Origin of the sequence: Microbacterium sp. (assembly GCF_035556355.1) — a bacterium.
GTDB lineage: Bacteria > Actinomycetota > Actinomycetes > Actinomycetales > Microbacteriaceae > Microbacterium.
Genome location: NZ_DATMFG010000054.1, coordinates 24,118 through 47,751, shown reverse-complemented (window position 1 = coordinate 47,751; position 23,634 = coordinate 24,118). Strand labels below are relative to the sequence as shown.

Genomic DNA, 23,634 nt, shown 5'->3' with positions numbered 1-23,634 from the left:
CCCGACCGACCTGCTACGGGATCGCGAAGACGTGGGTCGCGTGTCGGTTCGGCTCGTCGCGCGTGACGTGGACGTCCTCCTGGCGCGCCCACCGCTCCCAGTGCGGCCGGTACGCGTCGCCGTCTCGCGCGAGTGCCCGCTCGCGGCGCGACACAGCGGGCGACTCGAGCCACACCCGGATGTCGGCGAGCCGAGCCGTCTCGGCGTTCAGCAGCCCGACCCCCTCGACGATGAGCGGAAGCGACGGGTCGACGGCGTGCGCTTCGGCCCAGGACTCGTCGTTCCAGTCCCACCGCTGCCACACGCCGACCATCCCGCGCGCGTGCGGTATGAGCACCAGGTCGATGGCTGTGCGCACGCCTGCGTCGAGTCCGTCCCAACCGGGGTATACGGAGTCGAGGGCCATCGACTGCACCCGCCCGCGCAGAGGCCAGCGCCGCACGAGCGTTCCCGCGAGGCTCGTCTTCCCCGCCCCGCTCCGCCCGTCGATGAGGACGACGGGATTCGCTGCGGCGAGCGAGACGATCGCGTCGAGCACGGCTGCCGCGGCCGCGTCGAGCGCGGCGGCGACAGGATCCGGCCTACTTCTTGAGGAAGCGGATGACACGGCTGAGCGCGCGTCCGGCGACCCACATGAACGGGATCGCGACCGCCAGAAGCGAGACGAGGTTCGGCTCGAAGCGCAGGTCGTCGCCCTTGCGGATGTAGGCGCCCACGGGGATCGCCCAGCCACCGCCGCCGCCTCCTCCGTTGCCGGCTTCGTCGGATCCGCCGCCGAAGCCCGACCACGTCAACGCGACGGGGATCATGCGGACGCCGTCGACCTCCACTTCCTCGCCGTAGGCGCTCTTCACGCCGAACGACGCGGACTGCTTGCCGAGCTCGAGTGCGATGTTGGGCATGACCCCACGGTACCGGTCGCGGGTGGTCCGTGACGAGGGGGCGAGCCCGTCGAACCCACCCCCGCCGGTCACTCGACCTCGAGGCTTCCCGGATTGTGGTGGGACGGCAGTCCCGCACCGCCGCGCGCACGCCGGAGAAGGTTCGCTCGCGTGATCACCCCGCGCCCGAACTTCTCCGTCGCGCCGTCGAGGGCGCCCTCGACGCGGCGCCAATCCTCGTCGTCGTCCCAGAGCCCGAGGGCCGTCGATCCCGCGTGCCGTAGCTTCTCGGCGCGCACTCCCACAAGACGGATCGCCATGACCCGATCGACGGCGTCGAACAGTTCGAGAGCGGCATCGCCGATGCGCTGGCTGACCGACGTCGGCTCGGACAGCGTGTGCGAGCGGGTGATCGTCGTGAAGTCGGCGAACCGCACCTTGATCGAGATGGTCGACGCCTCCCAGCCGTTGCTGCGCAGGCGCCGCCCGACGCGATCCGAGAGGCGCCGCAGCTCGCTCTTCAGCACGGCGGTGTCGCTGATGTCGGTGTGGAAGGTCTCCTCATGCCCGACGCTCTTCTCGACACGCTCGGTCTCGACGCCGCGCGGGTCGATCCCCCGCGCGAGGTGCCAGACCCGATCCGCCATCGCGTGACCGAGCGCTCGCTCGAGCACCGGCATGGGGCTGTCGAGCACGTCGGCGACCGTGTGGATGCCGCGGTTCGCGAGGGCCTCGCCCGCCTTCGGTCCGATTCCCCACAGCGCGCGCACCGGCTGCCCGCGCAGGAACTCCTGTGTGTCGGCCTCCGCCACGATGAGCAGCCCGTCGGGCTTCGCGAGCGTCGACGCCATCTTCGCGACGTGTTTGGTCGCGGCCACGCCGACCGAGCACGTGAGCCCCGTCTCTTCGCGCACCCGTGAGCGCACCGTGCGCGCGATCCGTCCGGGGCTCCCCCACAGCCGTCGCGCACCGCGCACGTCGAGGAACGCCTCGTCGATCGACAGCGGCTCGACGAGGGGCGTGAAGTCACGGAAGATCCGCATCACCTTCTCCGACTCCTCGAGGAACCGATCGAAAGCCGGATGCACCACGACCGCCGTCGGGCACAGCGTCAGCGCTTGGCGCACCGGCATCGCCGAGCGGACGCCGTAGCGCCTCGCCTCATACGACGCGCTCGACACGACGCCGCGCCCCTCAGACGCGCCGACGATGATCGGCTTTCCCGCGAGCGACGGGTCGTCGAGGACCGCGACGGCCGCGTAGAACGCGTCCATGTCGACGTGGAGGATGCCCGTGCCGGTGTCGTCCGCATCGTCCGGCGAGACGACACGACCGCTTCCATCGCCGCGTCCCATGGTTCGATTGTCGGCGTCGCCGCCGACATGTGCGCGCTACTGCGCGGCACGCTCCAGGATCAGCTCGCGGACGCGCGCGGCATCCGCCTGACCCTTCATCGCCTTCATGACCGCGCCGATGATCGCCCCGGCCGCCTGCACCTTGCCGTCGCGGATCTTCTCGAGAACGTCGGGCTGCGACGCGAGCGCATCGTCGATCGCGGCGAGAAGCGCCGTGTCGTCGGAGACGACCGCCAGTCCACGCGCGTCGACCACCTGCTGCGGCGACCCCTCTCCGGCGATGACCCCTTCGAGCACCTGGCGCGCGAGCTTGTCGGTGAGCGTTCCCGCGTCGACGAGGCCCTGCAGCTCCGCCACGTGGATCGGCGTCACCAGCTCGGCCGGCTCGCGGCCCTGCGCGTTCGCGATGCGGGTGATCTCACCCGTCCACCACTTGCGCGCCGACGCCGGCGCAGCGCCCGCCGCGATCGTCGCCTCGACCTCGGCCAGGAGGCCGCCGTTGACGACGTCCTGGAACTCGAGGTCGGTGAAGCCCCACTCCGCCTTGAGGCGGCGACGGTGCGCCGCGGGCGGTTCGGGCAGAGCCGCGCGCAGCTGTTCGATCAGCTCCTCGGAGGGCTCGACCGGCAGCAGGTCGGGCTCCGGGAAGTAGCGGTAGTCGTCGGCATCCGACTTCGGGCGACCCGGCGACGTGGTGCCGGTGTCTTCGTGCCAGTGCCGCGTCTCCTGTGTGATCGTGCCGCCTGCCGCGAGGATCGCCGCCTGGCGCTGGATCTCGTACCGCACGGCGCGCTCGACGGAGCGCATCGAGTTCACGTTCTTCGTCTCGGTGCGGATGCCGAGCTTCTCCTGTCCGCGCGGTCGCAGGGACACGTTCGCATCGCAGCGCAGGTTGCCGCGCTCCATGCGCGCCTCGGAGATGCCGAGGGCGATGACGATGTCGCGGATCGTCTGCACGTACGCCTTCGCGATCTCGGGTGCGCGGTGCTCGGCGCCGAAGATCGGCTTGGTGACGATCTCGACGAGCGGGACGCCCGCACGGTTGTAGTCGACGAGCGAGTACTCGGCGCCGTGGATGCGGCCGGTCGCTCCGCCCATGTGCGTGAGCTTTCCGGCGTCCTCCTCCATGTGGGCGCGCTCGATCGGGATCGCGACGATCGTGCCGTCGGACAGCTCGACGTCGACCTGCCCGTCGAACGCGATCGGCTCGTCGTACTGCGAGATCTGGTAGTTCTTGCCGAGGTCGGGGTAGAAGTAGTTCTTCCGCGCGAAGCGGCTCGAGGGCGCGATGGAGCAGCCGAGCGCGAGGCCCAGGCTGATCGAGTAACGCACCGCCGTCTCGTTCACGACCGGGAGCGACCCCGGCAGACCCATGTCGACCGGCGCCACGAGCGTGTTGGGCTCGGCTCCGTGGTTCGCCGAGTTCGCGGGGTTCGCCGCCCGCGAGAACATCTTCGTCTGAGTGTTGAGCTCGACGTGCACCTCGAATCCGAGCACCGGCTCGAAGAGCTCGAGCGCCTCGTCGAAGTCCATCAGCTTGTCCTTGGCCATCAGCGGGTTCCCCCCGTCGATCCGTGAGCCTGTCGAAGTGCCGGCGCCCGGTCGAGCAGCGGTCCGCCCCACGAGTCGACGAGCAGCGCCTCGAGCGCGGCTCCCACGCGGTAAAGACGAGCGTCCTCGCGGGCGGGAGCGAGGAACTGGATGCCGACGGGCAGACCATCCTCGGGAGCGAGGCCCGATGGGATCGAGATGCCGGGCACGCCCGCGAGGTTCGCGGGGATCGTCGTCACGTCGTTGAGGTACATCTGCATGGGGTCGTCGATCTTCTCGCCGAGCTTGAACGCCGTGGTCGGCGCCGACGGCGTCGCGATGACGTCGACCTGCGCGAAGGCCTCGTCGAAGTCGCGCTGGATGAGCGTGCGCACTTTCTGGGCCGAGCCGTAGTACGCGTCGTAATAGCCCGCTGACAGCGCGTACGTGCCGAGGATCACGCGGCGCTTGACCTCGTCGCCGAAGCCCGCCTCGCGGGTCGCGGCCATCACGTCCTCGACGGTGCCGCCCGGGACGTCGACCCGCAGGCCGAAGCGCACCGAGTCGAACTTCGCGAGGTTGCTCGACGCCTCGGCGGGGAGGATCAGGTAGTACGCGGCGACGCCGTACTCGAAGTGGGGCGCGCTCACCTCGACGATCTCGGCGCCCTGAGCCTCCATCGCGGCGATCGCCGCACGGAACGACTCCGACACACCCGGCTGGAACCCGCTGTCGGGCAGCTCGCGGATGACGCCGACCTTGAGCCCCTTGAGCACGTCGCCGGTCGCTCCCTCGCGCGCAGCAGCCGCGAACGACGGCCACTCGTCGGTGAGCGAGGTGGCATCGTGCGGGTCGTGTCCGCCGATGACGTCGTGCAGCAGCCCCGCGTCGAGAACCGTGCGCGTCACGGGGCCCACCTGGTCGAGCGACGACGCGAGGGCGATCGCCCCGTAGCGGCTCACGCCGCCGTACGTCGGCTTCATGCCGACCGTGCCGGTGACGTGCGCGGGCTGGCGGATCGAGCCGCCGGTGTCGGATCCGAGCGCGAGCGGCGCCTCGAACGCGGCGACGGCCGCAGCCGAACCGCCGCCCGATCCGCCCGGGATGCGCTCGAGGTCCCACGGGTTGCGCGTCGGACCGTACGCGGAGTGCTCGGTCGACGAGCCCATCGCGAACTCGTCCATGTTCGTCTTGCCGAGCGGCACGAGGCCGGCGGCGCGAGAACGCGCCACGACCGTCGCGTCGTACGGCGACATGAAGCCCTCGAGGATCTTCGATCCGCTCGTGGAGGGCATGTCGGTGGTCACGAGCACGTCCTTGATCGCGAGCGGCACCCCTGCGACGGGACCGAGCTGCTCGCCCGCCGCGCGACGGCGGTCGATGTCGGCCGCGACGTCGAGCGCGTGGTCGCTCACGTGCAGGAAGGCGTGGACGTCGCCGTCGACGGCGGCGATGCGGTCGAGGTGCGCCTGCGTGGCCTCGACGCTGGAGACCTCGCGTGAGGCGAGCTTGTCGGCGAGGGCGGCGGCGCTCAGCTTCGTGAGATCGGTCACGACTCCCCCTACTGCTCTTCGCCGAGGATCGCGGTCACGCGGAACCGGCCGTCCGCGGCATCCGGCGCGTTCTGCAGCACCTGCTCGGGCGTGAGCATGTCTCCCACCTCATCGGGACGGAAGACGTTGCTCATGGCGATCGGGTGGCTCGTCGCCGGGACGTCGGGCGTTGCGACCTGGGAGACCTTGGCGATGTTGTCGACGATGACGTCGAGCTGACCGGTGAGGCGCTCGACCTCCGCGTCGCTCAGCTGGATCCGGGCGAGCACACCGAGATGGCGCACGAGATCGGGGGTGATTTCAGACACCAGCCCATTCTAGGTTGCCCTCCGGTGCCGCTTTGAGCGCGGGCGTAGTCTGGCCGCGTGACGACGTACGACCCTCCCCGCCCTTGGATCGCGAGCTACGCCGAGGGCGTGCCCGAGGATCTCGAACCGGTCACCGGCTCGTTGATCGACATCGTCGAGGCCTCGGCACGGGAATATCCGGATGCCCCGGCCCTCCAGTTCTTCGGGCGCACGATGTCGTACCGCGAGCTGCAGCAGCAGATCGGTCGAGTCGCGTCGGCGCTGCGCGATCGCGGAGTGGGCCCCGGCGACCCGGTCGCGATCGTGCTGCCGAACTGCCCGCAGCACATCGTCGCGTTCTACGCGGTGCTGCGCGTCGGCGGTGTCGTCATCGAGCACAACCCGCTCTACACGCAGCGCGAGCTGCGCAAGCAGTTCGAGGACCACGGGGCGAAGCACGTCATCGCGTGGAGCAAGGTCGTTCCGACGATCCAGGACTTTCCGGACGATCTGCGCGTGCACGAGCTCATCTCGGTCAACATCACGAAGGCGATGCCGCTCGGCACGCGCCTCGCCCTGAAGCTCCCGATCGCGAAGGCCCGCGAGGCCCGAGCCTCACTGCACGAGCCCGTGCGCGGCGTCACGCCGTGGGAGGAGCTGGTCAGGGCCGACCCGATCCCGGCGAGCGCGCCCCGCCCCGAGACCGACGACGTCGCGATCATCCAGTACACGAGCGGCACGACGGGCACCCCGAAGGGCGCCGTGCTCACGCATCGCAACCTCCTGTCGAACGCCGCGCAGGCGCGCGCGTGGGTCCCGTCGATCAAGCGCGGACACGGATGCGTCGTCTACGCCGTCCTGCCGATGTTCCACGCCTATGGGCTGACGCTGTGCCTCGCGTTCGCGATGTCGATGGGCGCCCGGCTCGTGCTCTTCCCACGCTTCGACCCCGACATGGTGCTCGAGGTGACGAAGAAGCATCCGGCGACCTTCCTCCCCCTCGTGCCGCCGATCGCCGCACGGCTGCTCCAGGCCGCGAAAGACAAGGGCGTGTCGCTCGCCGGCACCGAGATCGCCATCTCAGGCGCGATGGCGCTCCCCCACGACCTGGTCGTGCCGTTCGAGGAGGCGACGGGCGGATACCTCGTCGAGGGCTACGGGCTCTCGGAGTGCTCGCCCGTGCTCATGGCGAACCCCGTCGCACCCCACCGGGTGCCCGGCACCGTGGGGCTTCCCCTGCCGGGAACGGAGTGCCGTGTCGTCGACCCCGACGACCCGACGCGCGACGTCGCCCCGGGTGAGCGCGGCGAACTCGTCGTGCGCGGGCCACAGGTCTTCCAGGGCTACTACGGCAAGCCCGAGGAGACGGAGAACGTGTTCGTGGACGGGTGGTTCCGCACGGGCGACATCGTGACGATCGACGAAGCCGGCTTCGTGCGGATCGTCGACCGCATCAAGGAGCTCATCATCACGGGCGGCTTCAACGTCGCCCCGACCGAGGTCGAGGCAGCCCTGCGGCAGCACCCCGACATCGAGGATGCGGCCGTCGTGGGTCTGCCGAGTGAGAAGTCCGGCGAAGAGGTCGTGGCGGCGGTCGTGTGCTCCCCCGACGTGGACGAGCTCGACGTCGAAGCCGTACGCGACTTCGCCCGCGGAATCCTCACGCCGTACAAGGTGCCGCGGCGCATCTTCGTCGTGGACGAGCTGCCGAAGTCCCTTATCGGCAAGGTGCTCCGCCGTCAGGTGCGCGAGTCGCTGCTGCAGCTCAACAGCGGCGGTTGACCGCCAATCCCCGAATCGTGCCGACGTGCTCCTGCGTATGGCCGGCGAGGATGAGCACACCCTTCTCCTTGAGATGGCACAGGTAGTCGACGTGCGCGCTCGCGAGTGCCGACCCTTCGGGCGTCGGCGCACCCGGCATGTCAGGACGCGCCGGCACGACGCGGTACAGCCACTGCATCCGTGAGTCACCCCGCGTCGGGCGCGAGTGCATCGAGTGCCGCCGGCCCCTGCTCGACGAGGATCTTGAATTGCGCCGCATCGATGATGCGCACCCCGAGCTCTTCAGCCTTCGCGAGCTTGGAGCCTGCGCCGGGGCCCGCGGCGACGAAGTCCGTCTTCTTCGAGACGCTCGACGCGGCCTTTCCGCCCGCGGCGATGATCGCCTCCTGTGCGCCTTCGCGCGTGTAGCCCTCGAGGCTGCCCGTCGCGACGACGGTGATGCCTTCGAGCACACCGCCCGCGGCGACCGCGCCACCGGGCCCGGGATGGCCCGGGGTCGCGAGCTGCGCCCCCGCGGCCGCCCATTTCTCGATGATCTCGAGGTGCCAGTCCACTTCGAACCAGTCGCGCACCGAGTCGGCGATGATCCCGCCGACGCCCTCCACGGCCGCGAGCTCGTCGCGCGTCGCCGCGCGAATGGCGTCGACCGATCCGAACCACTGCGCGAGCGCTCGCGCGGCGACGGGCCCGACGTGGCGGATGTTGAGCGCGACGAGGAAGCGCCACAGCTCCTTCGTCTTCGCCTTCTCGAGCTGATCGAGCAGCGTGAGCGCCTGCGCTGACGGCTGCGGACCGGTGAGCCCCGCCTTCTTCTCGGCCGGCGATGGGTTGCGGCGGAACGGCGCGCGCCGCACGGGCTCGCCCGTCTTCTCGTCGACCTTGATCTCGCCCGTCTCGGAGTCGCGCACGACGACCTCGATCGGCACAAGCTCGTCGACGGTCAGCTCGAACAGCCGCGCCTCGGTCTCGAGCGGCGGCACGTCGGGCACGGAAGGCTGGGTGAGCGCGGCCGCCGTCACCTCGCCGAGCGCTTCGATGTCGAGGGCGGAGCGCGAGCCGATGTGCTCGACGCGGCCACGCACCTGCGCGGGGCACGACCGCGTGTTGGGGCACCTCAGGTCGACGTCGCCCTCCTTGGCCGGCGCGAGCTTGTACCCGCACTCGGGGCAGTTCTCGGGCATGACGAACTCGCGTTCGGTGCCGTCGCGCAGTTCGACCACGGGACCCAGGATCTCGGGGATGACGTCGCCCGCCTTGCGCAGCACGACGGTGTCGCCGATGAGCACGCCCTTCACGCGCACGACGTCCTGGTTGTGGAGCGTCGCCTGACGCACGACGCTGCCCGACACGCGCGCCGGCGCCATCACGGCGAACGGCGTGGCTCGGCCGGTGCGACCCACCGACACGACGATGTCGAGCAGCTTCGTGTTCACCTGCTCGGGCGGGTACTTGTAGGCGATCGCCCACCGAGGCGCGCGGCTCGTCGCGCCGAGCTCGTCGTGCAGCGCGAGCTCGTCGACCTTCACGACGATTCCGTCGATCTCGTGCTCGACGTCGTGGCGGTGCTGCCCGTAGTGCTCGACGAACTCGATGACGCCGTCGATCGTGTCGGTCGTGCGGTAGTACGGGCTCGTCGGGAGGCCCCATTCGGCGAGGAGCCCGTAGATCTCGCTCTGCGACGCGACGGGTGGGTTCGGCCACGCACCGATGCCGTGCACGAACAGCCGCAGCGATGCCAGGCGCGCCTCACCCGCCTCGAGCTCGAGGCCGTCCTTCTTGTCGAGTTGCTGGCGCAGGCCGCCGCTCGCCGCGTTGCGGGGGTTCGCGAACGCCGGGAAGCGCCGGTCGGCCGAGCGGCGCGCCCGCTCTTCGTCGGTGCCCCGCTTGACGGCATCCGCGATGACGCGTTCGCGCAGGTCGGCCTGCAGCGCGTTGAGCTTCTCGAACTCCGCGACCGGGATGAACACCTCGCCGCGCACCTCGACGAGCGGCGGATGCCCCGTGCCCGAGAGCCGCTTCGGGATGCCGTGCACGCGCAGCGCGTTGACGGTGACGTCTTCGCCGACGCGCCCGTCGCCGCGCGTCGCGGCGGAGGTGAGCACGCCGTTCTCGTAGCGGAGGCTGATCGCGAGTCCGTCGATCTTCAGCTCGGTGAGCCACCGCACCGTCCGGCCGGCACCGTTCTGCGCCTTGCGGCACCACTCGCGCAGTTCATCCTCGCTGAAGACGTTGTCGAGGCTGAGCATGCGCTCGGCGTGCTCGACCGGCGCGAACATCGAGCTCTCCGCGGCGCCGACGGTCTGCGTCGGCGAGTCCTGACCCTGGAGCTCGGGGTACAGGCGTTCGAGCTCTTCGAGGCGGTGCATCCAGCCGTCGTAGGTCGCGTCGTCGACGATGACGGTGTCTTCGCCGTAGTACGCGTCGCGCGCCGCGATGATGCGGTCGGTCAGCGACTGCGCCTCTGCACGGGCCTCTTCGAGCGTCAGTTCAGGCAGTTCGGGGGGCGCGGCATCCGTCACAGGGTCAGTCTAGGAGCGCCCACCGACAGCGGAAGCGGACTTGTGCGTCACGCGCCGACCGGCACGGCCGACACCGTGCGGTCGATCGTGAACTGCCCGATCACGCGCGTCCCGTCGTACATCACGGCCGTCTGGCCGGGAGCGACGCCCTCGAACGGCTGCTCGGGACGCACCGTCACGACGCCGTCGGCGATGACCGCGTGCGCGGGCACGGGATCGGCGTGCGCGCGGATCTGCACGTCGCACGCGAACTCATCGGTCGACGGAGCGCGGCCGGCCCACGTGAACCGCTCGCCCGCGATCTCGGCCGTCGCGAGAGCCTCCTTCGGGCCGACGACGACCGTGTTCGAGACGGGCCGCACCTCGAGCACGAAGCGCGGCTTGCCGTCGGGCGCGGGCACGCCGAGCGCGAGGCCACGACGTTGTCCGACCGTGAACGCGTGCGCGCCCTCGTGCTTTCCGACGACGGCGCCCGTGCGGTCGACGATCTCACCGGGGGCCGTGCCCACCTTCTCGGCCAGCCAGCCGCGCGTGTCGCCGTCGGGGATGAAGCAGATGTCGTGGCTGTCGGGCTTGTGTGCGACCGTCAGCCCGCGCTCCTCGGCCTCTGCACGGACGAGCGCCTTCGACGGCGTCGAACCGAGCGGGAAATACGTGTGCGCCAGCTGCTCGGCCGTGAGCACTCCGAGCACGTAGGACTGATCCTTCGCGGCATCCGACGCCCGGTGCAGTTCGAGGCCCTCGGGGCCGTCGACGAGCTTCGCGTAGTGACCCGTGCAGACCGCGTCGAAGCCGAGCTCGAGCGCGCGTTCGAGCAGCGCGGCGAACTTGATCTTCTCGTTGCACCGCATGCACGGGTTCGGGGTGCGGCCGGCGCGATACTCGGCGATGAAGTCGTCGATCACGTCGTCACGGAAGCGCTCCGAGAAGTCCCACACGTAGAACGGGATGCCGAGCCGGTCGGCCGCGCGGCGCGCGTCCATCGCGTCCTCGATCGTGCAGCAGCCGCGGCTGCCGGTGCGCAGCGTGCCGCCTGCACGGGAGAGCGCGAGGTGCACGCCGACGACGTCATGGCCCGCCTCGACGGCGCGCGCGGCCGCGACCGCGGAGTCCACTCCGCCGCTCATGGCTGCCAGGATGCGCATCCGTCAAGTCTACGAGCGCCACCTGGATTCCGGCCGGACGCGAGAGATCAGTGGGCGGATGCCGCACGCGCCCGCTCCACGGCGGTCGGCATCTCCCGCAGCAGGGCGTCGACATCGGCATCGGTCGACGTGCGTCCGAGCGTCAGGCGCAGCACCTCGCGCGCTTCGTCGGCGGTGCGCCCGAGAGCGAGCACGACGTGCGACGGCTCGGGAACCCCCGCCTGACACGCCGACCCCGTCGAGACGGCGATGCCCGCCTGGTCCAGCAGGAACAGCAGCGTCTCGCCGCGCGCGCCCGGGAACAGCACGTGCGCATTGCCCGGCACGCGGTCCACCGGATCGCCGAGCAGTTCGGCCCCCGGGACGGACGAACGGATGCCGTCGACGAGCCGCTCACGCAGCGCAGTGAGTCGTGCGGACTCCGCTTCGCGCTCCGCTTCGGCCAGCTCGGCCGCGACGGCGAACGCCGCCGCGCCGGCGACGTCCTGCGTCCCGGCGCGCAGCGACCGCTGCTGGCCGCCGCCGTGCAGGAGCGGGGAGATCCTCGCCGTGCGCGACACGACGAGCGCCCCCACCCCGACCGGACCGCCGATCTTGTGCGCGGACAGGCTCATCGCGACGAGGCCCGTCGCGGGCGCGGCATCCGCTCGCCACCGTCTGAAGTCGACGGGCACATGCCCGAACGCCGCGACCGCGTCGAGGTGCAGCGGCACACCGGCCGCGTCGGCGGCGGCGGCGAGCGCTCCCGCGTCGTTCACCGTGCCGACCTCGTTGTTGGCGACGAGGGCCGTTGCGAGCGCGGCATCCGGAAGAGCCTGAGCGAACGCATCCACCGGGATGCGTCCGACCGCATCGAGGGCGACGGACCGCACGGCGGCGCCCTCGTGCGATGCGAGCCACTCCACGGCGTCGAGGGTCGCATGGTGCTCGCCGTCCGGCAGCACGACAGCATCGCTGTCTACCGCGCGAGCCCACCACAGACCCTTGATCGCGAGGTTCGACGCCTCGGTGCCGCCCGACGTGAAGACGACTTCGATGGGGTCGCAGCCGGCGACCGCGGCGAGCCTCTCTCGCGCTTCCTCGAGCAGTCGTCTCGCGGACTGGCCGTGTCCGTGGATCGACGATGCGTTCCCGAGCTCCTCCGCGGCGCTCACCCACGCGTCGCGCGCTTCCGGCCGCAGCGGCGTCGTCGCGGCGTGATCGAGATACACCACGAGTCGTGCCCCCGTCCGCTGTCGCCGTCTTGCGCCGCGCGCCCGAGGTCCGCGGCGTTACTACTGTAGATCGCATGACCCGCCCGGAGCCCGCCGCGGCCGTCTCAGCACCCGAACTGCTCGACACCCGCCTCGACGGACTCGGCGTCACGCTGCACGACGGCGGCGGGACGCTGCGCGTCTGGTCGGGGGCTGCATCCGCGATCGAGCTCGTGATCTTCGACGGCGACGACCTCGACTGGGCGACCGACGTGATCCCGCTCCAGCCGGGCGACGGGGATGTGTGGAGCGTCACGACCTCCCGCCTGCGGGCCGGCACGATCTACGCGATCCGCGTCGACGGCCCACCCGGGGCGGGCAACATGTTCAACCCGAGGACGCTGCTCATCGAGCCGTACTCGCGCGGGCTCGTCAGCGGCGGCTACCGAGACTGGCGCTCGGTCGTCGTCGAGGGGACGTTCGACTGGGGCGGCGTCGGCAAGCCCCGCGTACCGTGGGACCGCACGGTGATCTACGAGGGTCACGTCAAGGGACTCACGAAGACGCACCCGGACGTGCCGCCCGCCCTCCACGGCACGTATGCCGGTCTCGCCCACCCCGCGATGATCGAGCACCTGACCTCCCTCGGCGTCACGAGCATCGAGCTGCTGCCCGTGCACGCGTTCGTCGCGGAGCCGCGCCTGCTCAACCTCGGCCTCACGAACTACTGGGGCTACAACACGCTGAACTTCTTCACTCCGCACGCGCCGTATGCGACCGAGGAGGCGCGGCGGCAGGGGCCGGAGGCCATCCTCCGCGAGTTCAAGGGCATGGTGAGGCTGCTCCACGAGGCGGGGCTCGAGGTCATCCTCGACGTCGTGTACAACCACACCGCCGAAGAGGGCATCGGCGGGCCGCGCTCGAGCCTGCGCGGCATCGACAACCGCGCCTACTACCGCCAGCACGACGACGGGTCGTACATCGACGTGACGGGGTGCGGCAACTCCCTCAACACGGCCACGGATGCGGCGGCCCGCCTCGTCCTCGACTCGATGCGCTACTGGGCGAACGACGTGCAGGTCGACGGCTTCCGACTCGACCTCGCGACGACCCTCGGACGCGACGCGAACCACGAGTTCACACCGGAGCATCCGCTGCTCCGCGCGATCGTCGACGACCCCGACCTGCAGGACGCGAAGCTCATCGCGGAGCCGTGGGACGTGGGCTTCGGCGGCTGGCAGACCGGCAACTTCGGCCCGGGCTGGCACGAGTGGAACGACCGCTACCGCGACCGCGTGCGCAACTTCTGGCTGAGCGACGTCGACTACGCGCGGCGCGCGGGCACGCCGCCGGTGGGCGTCGGAGGATTCGCGACGCGTCTCGCGGGGTCATCCAACACGTTCAGCGAGGAGCGCGGACCGCTCGCGGGCATCAACTTCGTCACGGCGCACGACGGCTTCACGCTGCACGACCTCGTGTCGTACGACGTCAAGCACAACGTCGCCAACGGCGAGCACAACCGCGACGGCGCCGACACGAACCGCTCGTTCAATCACGGCACTGAGGGGCGCACGAGCGACGAGCGGATCCTCGCAGTGCGGCGCAAGGCGATGCGCAATCTGCTCGGCACGCTCCTGCTCTCGGCAGGGGTGCCGATGATCACCGCGGGCGACGAGTTCGGACGCACCCAGCGCGGCAACAACAACGCCTATTGCCATGACTCCCCGCTCACGTGGCTCGACTGGCAGCACGCCCCGTGGCAGCGGGACCTGCTCGCGCACGCCCGGCGGCTCGTGGCTCTGCGGCACGAGAACCCCGCCCTGCGCCCGATCCGGTTCGCGCGGCTCGGAGAGCACACGCCGTCGGCCTCGGTCATGGAGTGGTACGACGAGCGCGGTGAGACGATGTCGATCGAGCGCTGGACGGATGCGAGCCACCGCACGCTGCAGTACGCCGCCACGTCGACACCCGAGATCGAGGAGCTCAACCGCATCCTCCTCGTCGTGCACGGCACCGAGACGCCGATGGACGTGACGCTCCCCCGCGTCGACGGCGCGCAGCGGTTCGTCTCGCTGTGGTCGAGCGCCGACGAGGTGCCCGGCAGCCAGGGCGAGGAGTTCGAGCCGGGCGCCGTCGTCTCGATGCCGGGGACGACGATGAGGCTGTTCCGCATCGAGTGACCCGCCGCGGCCGGGCCGCCGCGGCTGTCGGACGCCGAGGCGTCGCGATAGGTTCGAGGCGTGGCGACGACGAACCGACGAGCGACCGCGCGACCATGGCGAAGCGCGACATCGATCCCGGTCCGAACCGGCGTCGAGGCATCCGCTCTCGCACCGGCGACCGACACGGTCACGGGCCGCATCCCGACGCACGCTCCCACGCCGTCGGTGCCCGGCGGGCTCTTCCGGCCGAAGGCATTCGCGGGCGAGGTCGTGCCGTTCCGCGTCACGGCGTTCCGTGAGGGCCACGACCGCATCGGCGTGCACCTTCGGCTGTGGTCCCCGTCGGGCGACGAATCGCTGCACCGCCTGAGCCCCCTCGAGAACGGACTCGATCAGTGGCAGACCCTCGTGGGGCTCCTCGAGGAGGGCGTGTGGCGCTTCCGCTTCGAGGCGTTCGCCGACGAGGTCGCGACGTGGCGGCACGCCGCGCGCGTGAAGATCACGGCGGGCGTCGACGCGGCGCTCATGCGCGAGGTCGGCGCTCGCCTTTTCGACCGCGCGGTGGCAGAGCGCTCGCGGCCCGCCGCGGAGCGTCGCGTGCTCGAGACGGCGGCGGTGGAGCTGCGGCATCCGGATACTTCGGACACCCGCGCCCTCGAGATCGTCGACGACCCGCGCATCGCGTCCTCCTTCGAGACGCGACCCCTGCTGTCGCTCCTGTCGCCCGGACCGGAGCGCGAGCTGCTCGTCGAGCGCGAACGTGCCGGCGTCGGCGCGTGGTACGAGTTCTTCCCGCGCTCGGAGGGCGCCCGGCGCCTCAAGGACGGCACCGTCAAGTCGGGCACATTCCGCACCGCGGCCCGCCGCCTCCCCGGAGTCGCGGCGATGGGGTTCGACGTGCTCTATCTGCCCCCCATCCACCCGATCGGCGTCACCCACCGCAAGGGTCGGAACAACACCCTCGACGCCCAGCCGGGCGATCCGGGCTCCCCCTGGGCGATCGGCTCATCCGCCGGCGGCCACGACGCCGTGCATCCCGATCTCGGGACCCTCGCCGACTTCCGGGCCTTCGTGCGCGCCGCGCGCGCCCAGGGCATCGAGGTCGCACTCGACCTCGCGCTGCAGGCCTCGCCCGACCACCCGTGGGTCACGGAGCATCCGGAATGGTTCACGACGCTGCCCGACGGCACGATCGCGTACGCCGAGAACCCGCCGAAGAAGTACCAGGACATCTACCCGATCAACTTCGACAACGATCCCGAGGGCATCCGCGCAGAGGTGCTGCGGATCGTGCGCCACTGGATCGCGCAAGGGGTCAAGATCTTCCGCGTCGACAACCCGCACACCAAGCCGCTGCAGTTCTGGGAATGGCTCATCGCGACCGTCAATGCGGAACACCCCGACGTCGTCTTCCTCGCCGAGGCGTTCACGCGACCCGCTCCTCTGCAAGCGCTCGCGGCCGCCGGGTTCCAGCAGAGCTACACCTACTTCACGTGGCGCAACACGAAGGCCGAGCTCGAGGAGTTCCTCAGCGGACTCGCGAACGACACGGCCGACTTCCTGCGCCCGAACCTGTTCGTCAACACGCCCGACATCCTCACCGAGTACCTGCAGTTCGGCGGGCGCCCTGCCTACAAGGTGCGGGCCGCGATCGCGGCGACGGGTGCCCCCACGTACGGCGTCTACGCGGGGTACGAGCTGTACGAGAACGTCGCGCGGCCGGGCTCGGAAGAGAACATCGACAACGAGAAGTACGAATACAAGTTCCGCGATTGGGAAGGCGCGATCGAGCGCGGAGAGTCGCTCGCGCCTTACCTCACCCGACTCAACGAGATCAGGCGTGAGCATCCGGCTCTGCGACAGCTGCGCAACCTGACGATCCACTGGAGCGACGACGACGCGATCCTCGTCTACGCGAAGCACCTCGACGCGGCCCTCTCCCCGACCGGCGCCTCCGACACGATCATCGTCGTCGCCAACGTCGACCCCCACTCCGTGCGCGAGACGATGGTGCACCTCGACACACGCGTGTGGGGCATCGCACCGGGGTCGCCCTACGAGGTGGAGGACCTCATCAGCGGAGCCCGATGGACCTGGTCGGATCACAACTACGTCCGGCTCGACTCGTTCGTCGAGCCCGTCCACATCCTGCACGTGAAGGAGCTGTGATGCCCGAGCCCGATGATCGCCTGCTCGACGCCGTCGCCGCGGGGAGCCACCACGACCCGCACGCGGTCCTGGGGCTTCATCCGGGAACGGATGCGGCGGGCGGCGTCGAGTGGACCGTGCGCGTGCGCCGTCCCCTCGCGCGGAGCGTGACGGCGGTGTTCGACGACGGCATCCGCGTGCCACTCGAGCACGTCCGGGCGGGCATCTGGGAGGGCACGCGCGGCGGTGAGCCGGGCCGCTACAAGGTCGTCGCGACCTACGAGGACGGACCCGATCACACGGCCGAGGATCCGTACCGCCACACGCCGACGCTCGGCGAGCTGGACCTGCACCTCATCCGCGAAGGACGCCACGAAGAGCTGTGGCGTGTGCTCGGCGCGCACGTGCGCGAACACGAAGGCTCGCGCGGCACGGCGTTCGCGGTGTGGGCGCCGAATGCGCGGGCGGTGCGCGTCGTGGGCGATTTCAACGACTGGGACGGCCAGGGCCACGCGATGCGCTCAATGGGGGCGAGCGGCGTCTGGGAGCTGTTCATCCCGGGGCTCGGCGCCGGGGCGAACTACAAGTTCGAGCTGCTGTCGCGCGGAGGCGCGTGGGTGCTCAAGGCCGATCCGATGGCGCGTCAGGCCGAGGTGCCGCCGGGCACCGCATCCGTCATCACCGAATCGTCCTACTCGTGGAAGGACCACGAGTGGATGACGCGTCGCGCGCGCACCCAGCCCCTCTCGCAGCCGATGTCGATCTACGAGCTCCACTTGGGCTCGTGGCGCCAAGGACTGTCGTACCGCGACGCGGCCGACCAGCTCATCGAGTACGTCACGGCCCACGGCTTCACGCACATCGAGTTCCTGCCGCTCGCCGAGCACCCGTTCGGCGGATCGTGGGGCTACCAGGTCACGGGCTATTACGCCCCGACGAGCCGCTACGGCCGGCCGGACGATCTGCGGTACCTCATCGACCGCCTGCACCAGGCCGGCATCGGCGTGATCATGGACTGGGTCCCGGGGCACTTCCCGAAGGACTCGTTCGCGCTCGCGCGCTTCGACGGCGAGCCCCTGTACGAGCATCCGGATCCGCGTCGCGGCGAGCACAAGGACTGGGGCACGTACATCTTCGACTACGGGCGTCCCGAGGTTCGCAACTTCCTCGTCGCGAACGCGCTGTACTGGTTCGAGGAGTTCCACGTCGATGGTCTGCGGGTGGACGCGGTCGCCTCGATGCTCTACCTCGATTACTCGCGTGAATCGGGTGAGTGGGTGCCGAACATCCACGGCGGACGCGAGAACCTCGAGGCGATCGCGTTCCTGCAGGAGGTCAACGCGACCGCGTACAAGCGCTACCCCGGCATCGCGATGATCGCCGAGGAGTCCACGAGCTTTCCGGGCGTCACCGCTCCCACGAATCAGGCGGGGCTGGGCTTCGGCTTCAAGTGGAACATGGGCTGGATGAACGACTCGCTGCAGTACATCAAGCGCGACCCGCTGTACCGCAGCCACCACGAGGGCGAGCTGTCGTTCTCGTTCGTCTACGCCTTCAGCGAGAACTACATCCTGCCGATCAGCCACGACGAGGTCGTGCACGGCAAGGGGAGCCTGTTCGGCCGCATGCCCGGCGACCACTGGCAGAAGCTCGCGAACATGCGGGTGTTCCTCGCGTACATGTGGGGTCACCCGGGCAAGCAGCTGCTGTTCATGGGCCAGGAGTTCGGGCAGATGTCGGAGTGGTCCGAATCGCGGTCGCTCGACTGGTGGCTGCTCGACCAGCCCACGCACGCGCAGCTGGCCGGCTTCGTGGCGGCGCTGAACCGCACGTATCGCGAGCACCCGGCCCTCTGGGCCCGCGATTCCGACGGCGGCGCCTTCACCCGGCTCGGCGCGCCTTCGTGGAACCCGAACGTCATCGCGTTCGCGCGACGCGACTGGCACGGCAACTCGGTCGCCGTCGTGTGCAACTTCTCGGGCAGCCCGATCACGGGCTACCGGCTCACGCTCCCCGCCGAGGGCGTGTGGCACGAGATCCTCAACACGGATGCCGCGGAGTTCGGCGGCTCAGGCGTCGGGAACCTCGGCGTGGTCAACGCCGACAGCAACGGCCTCGCGACGATGGTGGTGCCGCCGCTCGGCGCGCTGTGGCTGCGTCACGACCCGGAGGCGCACATCCCGTCGCCCACGCGCGGCTGACCGCGCTCGCGCGGCGGTCGCGCCGCGCCGCCGTTCGTCGATCCCGGGCGGGTTCGGTCAGAAGAGCAGGTTCGCCAGGCGACCGCGCGCGCGGACGACACGCGGATCCGCGTCGCCGACGAGCGCGAAGAGCTCGAGCAGACGCTCGCGCACGGGCGCGCGCTGGTCGGACGGCAGCGCGCCGAACAGGTCGAGCAGCCGATCGAACGCGTCGTCGACGTGGCCACCGGCGATGTCGAGGTCGGCCACACGCAGCTGCGCTTCGACGTCGGTCGGATTCGCCGCCGCGGCGTCGCGCGCCGACTGCAGGTCGAGACCCTGAACGCGCGACAGCAGTTTCACCTGGCCGAGTCCAGCGCGTGCGTCGGCGTCGCGGGGGTTCTCGGCCAGCGCCTTCTCGTAGGCGGTGATCGCACGCGCGTAGTCGCCCGCCTCGATCGCCTCGTACGCCTCGGCGTGCAGCGGCGGCAGCGGCGGCTCTTCGGGGGCCGCCGGCGCCTGGCCGTTGACCTCGACCGTGCCCGTGACCCCGTTCTGCGCCGCGAGCTGCAGCAGCTGGGCGAACACCTCGCGCACCTGCTGCTCGGGCACTGCGCCCGTGAACAGCGGCACGGGCTGTCCACCCACGAGGGCGACGACCATCGGGATGGACTGCGCGCGGAAGGCCTGCGCGAGCTGCGGGTTCGCGTCGACGTCGACCTTCGCGAGCACGAGGCGCCCCGCGAGCTCGGTGACGACCTTCTCGAGGATCGGGCTGAGCTGCTTGCACGGACCGCACCACTCGGCCCACAGGTCGACGACGACCGGGACGGTGCGTGAGAGCTCGAGCGCAGAGCCGAACGTCTCGTCGGTGACATCCATCACCAACGACGGCACGTTGCCGGCCGGACCGCCTGCCGCGGGCGCGGCGGCCTGCGACGAAGAAGCCGGACGGTTGCGCAGTGCGGACAGATCCACGGCGCCGCGAAGCGCGGCGCCCGGAGCGGCATCGGTCACTTGATCACCTTCGCGTCGAGGATGTTCGAAGAATACCCGAGGAGCTGGATCTTCTCGTCGGAGTCGAGCACCGGCACGTAGAAGAAGACCTGGTCGCTGAAAGTCGTCGTGACTCCCGTGCTGGACTGATCGACGCCCGTCAGCGCCTTCACCTCGGTGTTGTCGCCGAGCTTGATGACCGCGTCGGCGTTGGTCGGCTTCGCCTCTTCCATCTCGTGCACGTGGACCGCGACGATGGCGCCGTTGTCGAGCGTCGCCAGAGCCACCGGCGGATGCGTTCCCGCCGCCGCCTTGAAGGTCAGGTTGCCCGTGTTCGTCGCTGTCTGGTTGAAGTCGTCGAGCCGCCGCTTGCGGTCCTCGAGGACGCCGGGGCGGAAGTGGTCGTTCTCGACGTCGAAGAGGTTCCAATACTCGCTCTTCTCGCCGTTGTCGATGATGTCGGCGTACGCCGCGGCGAGGTCCTTCGGGGCCAACATGAGGAACTCCGAGTCGGGCGGCACCTGAGTGGCGCCCACGTAGTACGCCGCCATCTCGGGCATGACGGTCGACGCCTCGAGGTTGGCGAGGTAATTCAGCTTGTAGGGCGACCACTGGTCGGCCTGCGAGAGCATCATGATGTTCGCCGTCTTGTCGTCGGCGTCGCTCACGACCGCCATGAACGTGCGCGGCCAGCCGTCGAACGCCTGCGGCAGGATGATCTCGAGCGACTTGGTGGGGATCGCCGGCAGCGGCGCGCGGTCGGAGATCGCGCCGCGCAGCTTGTAGTTCGTGGTGCGCTCGGCGAGCACCGCACCGTCGAGTCGCGTCGCGGCGAGCTCCGTGTCGAGCGCCTCGTCCGCCTCCGCGACCGTGGACGACACGCGGCTGAGGATGCGGTCGGCCTGCGCCCTCGTGACAGCAGGGGCCTGCTGGGTCTCGGGCACCAGGACCGTCTGCGTCGGGGTGGGCGTCGGCGTCGGGCCGAGCTGCGGCCACGCGTCGGGCGTGCAGCCCGTGAACATGAGCGCGGACACGGCGACGACCGGGAGGATCGCGAAGGCGCGGCGACCCGTCACTGCACGGCGAGTCGGCGTACCGGCCGAGATGACGCCCTTGTCCTCGCCCTCGATCGACAGATCGATCGGCTCGGTGGGAGGAAGCGGCAGGCCTTTGCGGCGCGGCCCGCGCGAGCGACGGACGTGTCGGATGCCGAGGATGTACAGCAGCACGCCGATCGCCATCACGATGCCGCCGCCGACGATGAGAGGACCGGCCCATGGGGTCGTGCTCTCGATCGGCCAGGAGACGCTCACCTTCGACGGAGCGGGCTGGGTGCCGTCCACGGCGACGAGCACGCTCATGTCCTCGGGAAGCTGAAGGGGCTCGATGAGCAGGTCGGACTGCTTGAACTCGTCGAGCCACAGGTCCGAGCCTGCGGGATTGCGGCCGGGCTCCGCCTCCGCCTCTTCGGCCGATGCCTCGCCCTCAGCGGCGGCGTCGGCCTCGGCATCCGTCGGCTCTTCGACCGGCTCGGGCTCGACGATGCGGGTGCGGATCTCGCCCTCGTCGTCGAGGGTCGCCGACGCGTACTCGGCGTCGGACAGCCAGGCCTCCATGTCGGCGGTTCGGCCGTAAGCGGCGAAGATGTCGCCGTCGGCCTGCGCCCGAAGCGTCTGCGCGCCGGGGAGCTTGTTCAGCACCGCACCGTCGATCAGCAGATAGGGCACGTCCTGCTCGACCGAGATCGGCGCGGTCTCGGTCTTCGGCCCTTGGAAGACAGTGCGCTGAGCAATGCCCGCACCGATCATCACGGCGGCGACGATGAACGCCACCACGGCCCACACGAAACGCACGGAATGAAACCTCTCACTGGCCCGGGGTCGGGGCACGGGCCTAGGAACTCGACAGTCCAGAGTAGCGAAGAGCGGCTGAAAGGAGCGTGGGAGGGACCAATCCGCGACCTCGGCGTGCCGTGTGCGTATCCTGACCTATACCCCGCTGGGCCCGATGACGAACCGGAGAGCTCGTGAAGATCCACCACCCCTTCCGCACCGCCTTCGTCGCGACACTCGGAGTGGGACTCGGGCTCGTGCTGATCAGCAGCATCCAGACGCTGTCGACGATCCTGCTCTACATCGGCACGGCGCTCTTCCTCTCGCTCGGCCTCGACCCGTTCGTCGCGTGGCTCGAGCGCCGCAAGCTTCCGCGCTGGGCGGCCGTGCTCATCACGATCTTCGCGGTGCTCGCCGTGTTCGCGGGCATCGTCCTCATGGTCGTGCCGATCATCGTGAATCAGATCGCCCAGCTCGTCGGCGAGATCCAGGAGTTCGTCGGCAGCCGCACTCTGCCCCAGTTCTTCGACGACGTCAGCACATGGATCGCGGGCATCTTCCCCGGCCTCTCCCCCGAGTTCCTCGACGACGCTCTTGCGAACATGCAGGACTGGTTCGTCGACAACTGGGGCTCGATCACCGGCGGCGTCATCAACGTGGGCTTCGCGGTCGTGTCGGGCCTCGCCGGCGCCTTCATCGTGCTGATCCTCACGATCTACTTCACCGCGTCGACGCCGTCGCTCAAGCGCGCGGTGTACCAGCTCGTGCCGGCGTCGAAGCGCGAGCGTTTCATCGACCTGTCCGAGCAGATCACCGACTCGGTCGGCTACTACGTCATCGGCCAGCTCACGATGGGCGTGATCAACGGGGTGCTGAGCGCGATCTTCCTGACGATCATCCAGGCACCGTTCCCCGCGGTGCTCGCCGTGATCGCGTTCTTCTTCTCGCTGATCCCACTCGTCGGAACGCTCACCGGCTCGGCCATCATCGTGCTGATCCTCCTGCTCGTGCCGGGCGGTCTCGGCATTCCGACGACGGCGATCATCGCGGCGATCTACTACCTCGTCTACATGCAGATCGAGGCGTACGTCATCTCGCCGCGCGTCATGAACCGCGCGGTCTCGGTACCGGGAGCGGTCGTCGTCATCGCGGCCCTCGCGGGCGGTGCGCTGCTCGGGCTCCTGGGCGCTCTCATCGCGATCCCCGTCGCGGCGAGCATCCTCATCATCTACCGGCAGGTCGTCATCCCGCGGCAGAACGAGCGCTGACGCCGCCGCTGCGACGGGCCGGTGTCAGGCCTGCTCAGCCGATCCGTGCCACTCGACCGGGAGCGGGAGCGCGTCGGGATTGACGGCCGCGACGATCTCGGTGAGCACGCGGCGCGTCTGGCTCTCACCGACCCACAAGTGCTTGCCGCCCTCGACCGGAACGAGCGTCGCGTGCGGGATCGAGGCGAATCGCTCGGCCGCCTCAGCCGGGCGGAGGTAGTCGTCGAACTCGGGCACGACGATCACCATCGGACGAGGATCGCCCGCCCACGCCGCCACCTCCTCGGGGGTCGTGCGGTGGAGCGGCGGAGACAGCAGGATCACCCCCGCGACGTCGTCGTGATCGCGCGCGTACTTGAGCGCGAGCTCGGTACCGAACGACCAGCCCAGGATCCACGGATGCGGCAGCTCCCGCTCCCGCACGAAATCCATCGCCGCCGCGACGTCGAAGGCCTCGCTCCGGCCGCCGTCGAACGCGCCCTCACTCGTCCCCCGCGGTGAGGTCGTGCCGCGCGTATTGAAGCGCAGGACCGCGAGGTCGGCGAGGGCGGGCAGCCGTGCGGCCGCCTTGCGGAGGATGTGGGAGTCCATGAACCCGCCGGCGGTGGGCAGCGGATGCAGCGTCACCAGCGTCGCGACCGGATCCTTCTCGAGCGGGCGCGCGAGCTCGCCGACGAGGGTCAGTCCATCGAGCGTGTGCAGCTCGATGTCCTCCCGTGTCGCGGGCAGCATGAGCGGACCACGGATCTCCACGTGAGGGACACCTCCAACGACAGGCGGATGCCGGGCACTCCCCCGGCGAG

18 protein-coding genes are annotated in these 23,634 nt (G+C 70.1%); 5 read left to right on the top strand and 13 right to left on the bottom strand.

Features of this window, described 5'->3' with window-relative positions; all coding sequences use genetic code 11:
- Positions 1-13: 13 nt before the first annotated feature.
- The 6 genes from VNR19_RS14730 to gatC all read right to left on the bottom strand — a co-directional run bounded on the left by VNR19_RS14730 (position 14) and on the right by gatC (position 5,627).
- Positions 14-607 (bottom strand): nucleoside/nucleotide kinase family protein, encoded by a 594-nt coding sequence (locus VNR19_RS14730; RefSeq protein ID WP_325728035.1) that lies wholly within the window; start codon positions 605-607, stop codon positions 14-16.
- Positions 582-902 (bottom strand): hypothetical protein, encoded by a 321-nt coding sequence (locus VNR19_RS14725; RefSeq protein WP_325033220.1) that lies wholly within the window; start codon positions 900-902, stop codon positions 582-584. Before VNR19_RS14725 ends, VNR19_RS14730 begins: the two co-directional genes overlap by 26 nt.
- A gap of 68 nt (positions 903-970) precedes the next feature.
- Positions 971-2,236, bottom strand: a complete 1,266-nt coding sequence (gene dinB, locus VNR19_RS14720; protein ID WP_325728033.1) for a DNA polymerase IV — start codon at positions 2,234-2,236, stop codon at positions 971-973.
- A 36-nt stretch (positions 2,237-2,272) separates the two neighbouring features.
- Complete coding sequence (gene gatB, locus VNR19_RS14715) at positions 2,273-3,787, bottom strand: Asp-tRNA(Asn)/Glu-tRNA(Gln) amidotransferase subunit GatB (RefSeq protein ID WP_325728031.1); 1,515 nt, start codon at positions 3,785-3,787, stop codon at positions 2,273-2,275.
- Positions 3,787-5,319: an Asp-tRNA(Asn)/Glu-tRNA(Gln) amidotransferase subunit GatA gene (gene gatA / locus VNR19_RS14710; protein ID WP_325728030.1), complete on the bottom strand. Its 1,533-nt coding sequence runs from the start codon at positions 5,317-5,319 to the stop codon at positions 3,787-3,789. The genes gatB and gatA overlap by 1 nt, the downstream gene beginning before the upstream one ends.
- 8 nt (positions 5,320-5,327) lie before the next feature.
- Positions 5,328-5,627 carry an Asp-tRNA(Asn)/Glu-tRNA(Gln) amidotransferase subunit GatC gene (gatC, locus tag VNR19_RS14705; RefSeq protein ID WP_325728027.1) on the bottom strand — a complete coding sequence of 100 codons (300 nt, stop codon included), beginning with the start codon at positions 5,625-5,627 and terminating at the stop codon, positions 5,328-5,330.
- Positions 5,628-5,684: 57 nt separating this feature from the next.
- On the opposite strand from gatC, the gene VNR19_RS14700 reads away from it, so the two are divergent.
- Positions 5,685-7,388 (top strand): long-chain-fatty-acid--CoA ligase, encoded by a 1,704-nt coding sequence (locus VNR19_RS14700; RefSeq protein WP_325728025.1) that lies wholly within the window; start codon positions 5,685-5,687, stop codon positions 7,386-7,388.
- Here the strand turns inward: VNR19_RS14700 and VNR19_RS14695 are convergent.
- The 4 genes from VNR19_RS14695 to VNR19_RS14680 are packed head-to-tail and all read right to left on the bottom strand — an operon-like array spanning position 7,372 to position 12,266.
- Complete coding sequence (locus tag VNR19_RS14695) at positions 7,372-7,566, bottom strand: hypothetical protein (RefSeq protein ID WP_325728023.1); 195 nt, start codon at positions 7,564-7,566, stop codon at positions 7,372-7,374. The two genes, VNR19_RS14700 and VNR19_RS14695, sit on opposite strands and share 17 nt — an antisense overlap.
- 7 nt (positions 7,567-7,573) lie before the next feature.
- A complete protein-coding gene (gene ligA, locus VNR19_RS14690) occupies positions 7,574-9,907 on the bottom strand; it encodes an NAD-dependent DNA ligase LigA (RefSeq protein ID WP_325728021.1) in 2,334 nt (777 codons plus the stop codon).
- A gap of 47 nt (positions 9,908-9,954) precedes the next feature.
- On the bottom strand, positions 9,955-11,052 hold the full coding sequence (mnmA, locus tag VNR19_RS14685; protein ID WP_325728019.1) for a tRNA 2-thiouridine(34) synthase MnmA: 1,098 nt from the start codon (positions 11,050-11,052) through the stop codon (positions 9,955-9,957).
- Positions 11,053-11,099: 47 nt separating this feature from the next.
- Complete coding sequence (locus VNR19_RS14680; protein WP_325728017.1) at positions 11,100-12,266, bottom strand: cysteine desulfurase family protein; 1,167 nt, start codon at positions 12,264-12,266, stop codon at positions 11,100-11,102.
- A gap of 74 nt (positions 12,267-12,340) precedes the next feature.
- On the opposite strand from VNR19_RS14680, the gene glgX reads away from it, so the two are divergent.
- From glgX to glgB, 3 genes are read left to right on the top strand one after another with little or no spacing between them, the layout of a single operon-like run.
- Entirely contained in the window at positions 12,341-14,425 is a 2,085-nt protein-coding gene (gene glgX, locus VNR19_RS14675; protein WP_325728015.1) for a glycogen debranching protein GlgX, read from the top strand.
- Between the two features lie 60 nt (positions 14,426-14,485).
- Positions 14,486-16,576, top strand: a complete 2,091-nt coding sequence (locus VNR19_RS14670) for an alpha-1,4-glucan--maltose-1-phosphate maltosyltransferase (protein WP_414684190.1) — start codon at positions 14,486-14,488, stop codon at positions 16,574-16,576.
- Entirely contained in the window at positions 16,576-18,756 is a 2,181-nt protein-coding gene (gene glgB, locus VNR19_RS14665; RefSeq protein WP_325728014.1) for a 1,4-alpha-glucan branching protein GlgB, read from the top strand. The genes VNR19_RS14670 and glgB overlap by 1 nt, the downstream gene beginning before the upstream one ends.
- A 57-nt stretch (positions 18,757-18,813) precedes the next feature.
- Here glgB and VNR19_RS14660 read toward each other — a convergent pair whose 3' ends face one another.
- Complete coding sequence (locus VNR19_RS14660) at positions 18,814-19,752, bottom strand: tetratricopeptide repeat protein (RefSeq protein WP_325728013.1); 939 nt, start codon at positions 19,750-19,752, stop codon at positions 18,814-18,816.
- The gene (locus VNR19_RS14655; RefSeq protein WP_325728011.1) at positions 19,749-21,584 is read right to left on the bottom strand and encodes a DUF8094 domain-containing protein; all 1,836 of its coding nucleotides are present in this window, start codon (positions 21,582-21,584) and stop codon (positions 19,749-19,751) included. The genes VNR19_RS14660 and VNR19_RS14655 overlap by 4 nt, the downstream gene beginning before the upstream one ends.
- A 173-nt stretch (positions 21,585-21,757) precedes the next feature.
- Between VNR19_RS14655 and VNR19_RS14650 the strand changes: the two genes are divergently transcribed.
- The gene (locus VNR19_RS14650) at positions 21,758-22,831 is read left to right on the top strand and encodes an AI-2E family transporter (protein ID WP_325728009.1); all 1,074 of its coding nucleotides are present in this window, start codon (positions 21,758-21,760) and stop codon (positions 22,829-22,831) included.
- Positions 22,832-22,855: 24 nt separating this feature from the next.
- Here VNR19_RS14650 and VNR19_RS14645 read toward each other — a convergent pair whose 3' ends face one another.
- Positions 22,856-23,584 carry an alpha/beta hydrolase gene (locus tag VNR19_RS14645; protein WP_325728007.1) on the bottom strand — a complete coding sequence of 243 codons (729 nt, stop codon included), beginning with the start codon at positions 23,582-23,584 and terminating at the stop codon, positions 22,856-22,858.
- Between the last annotated feature and the right edge of the window lie 50 nt (positions 23,585-23,634).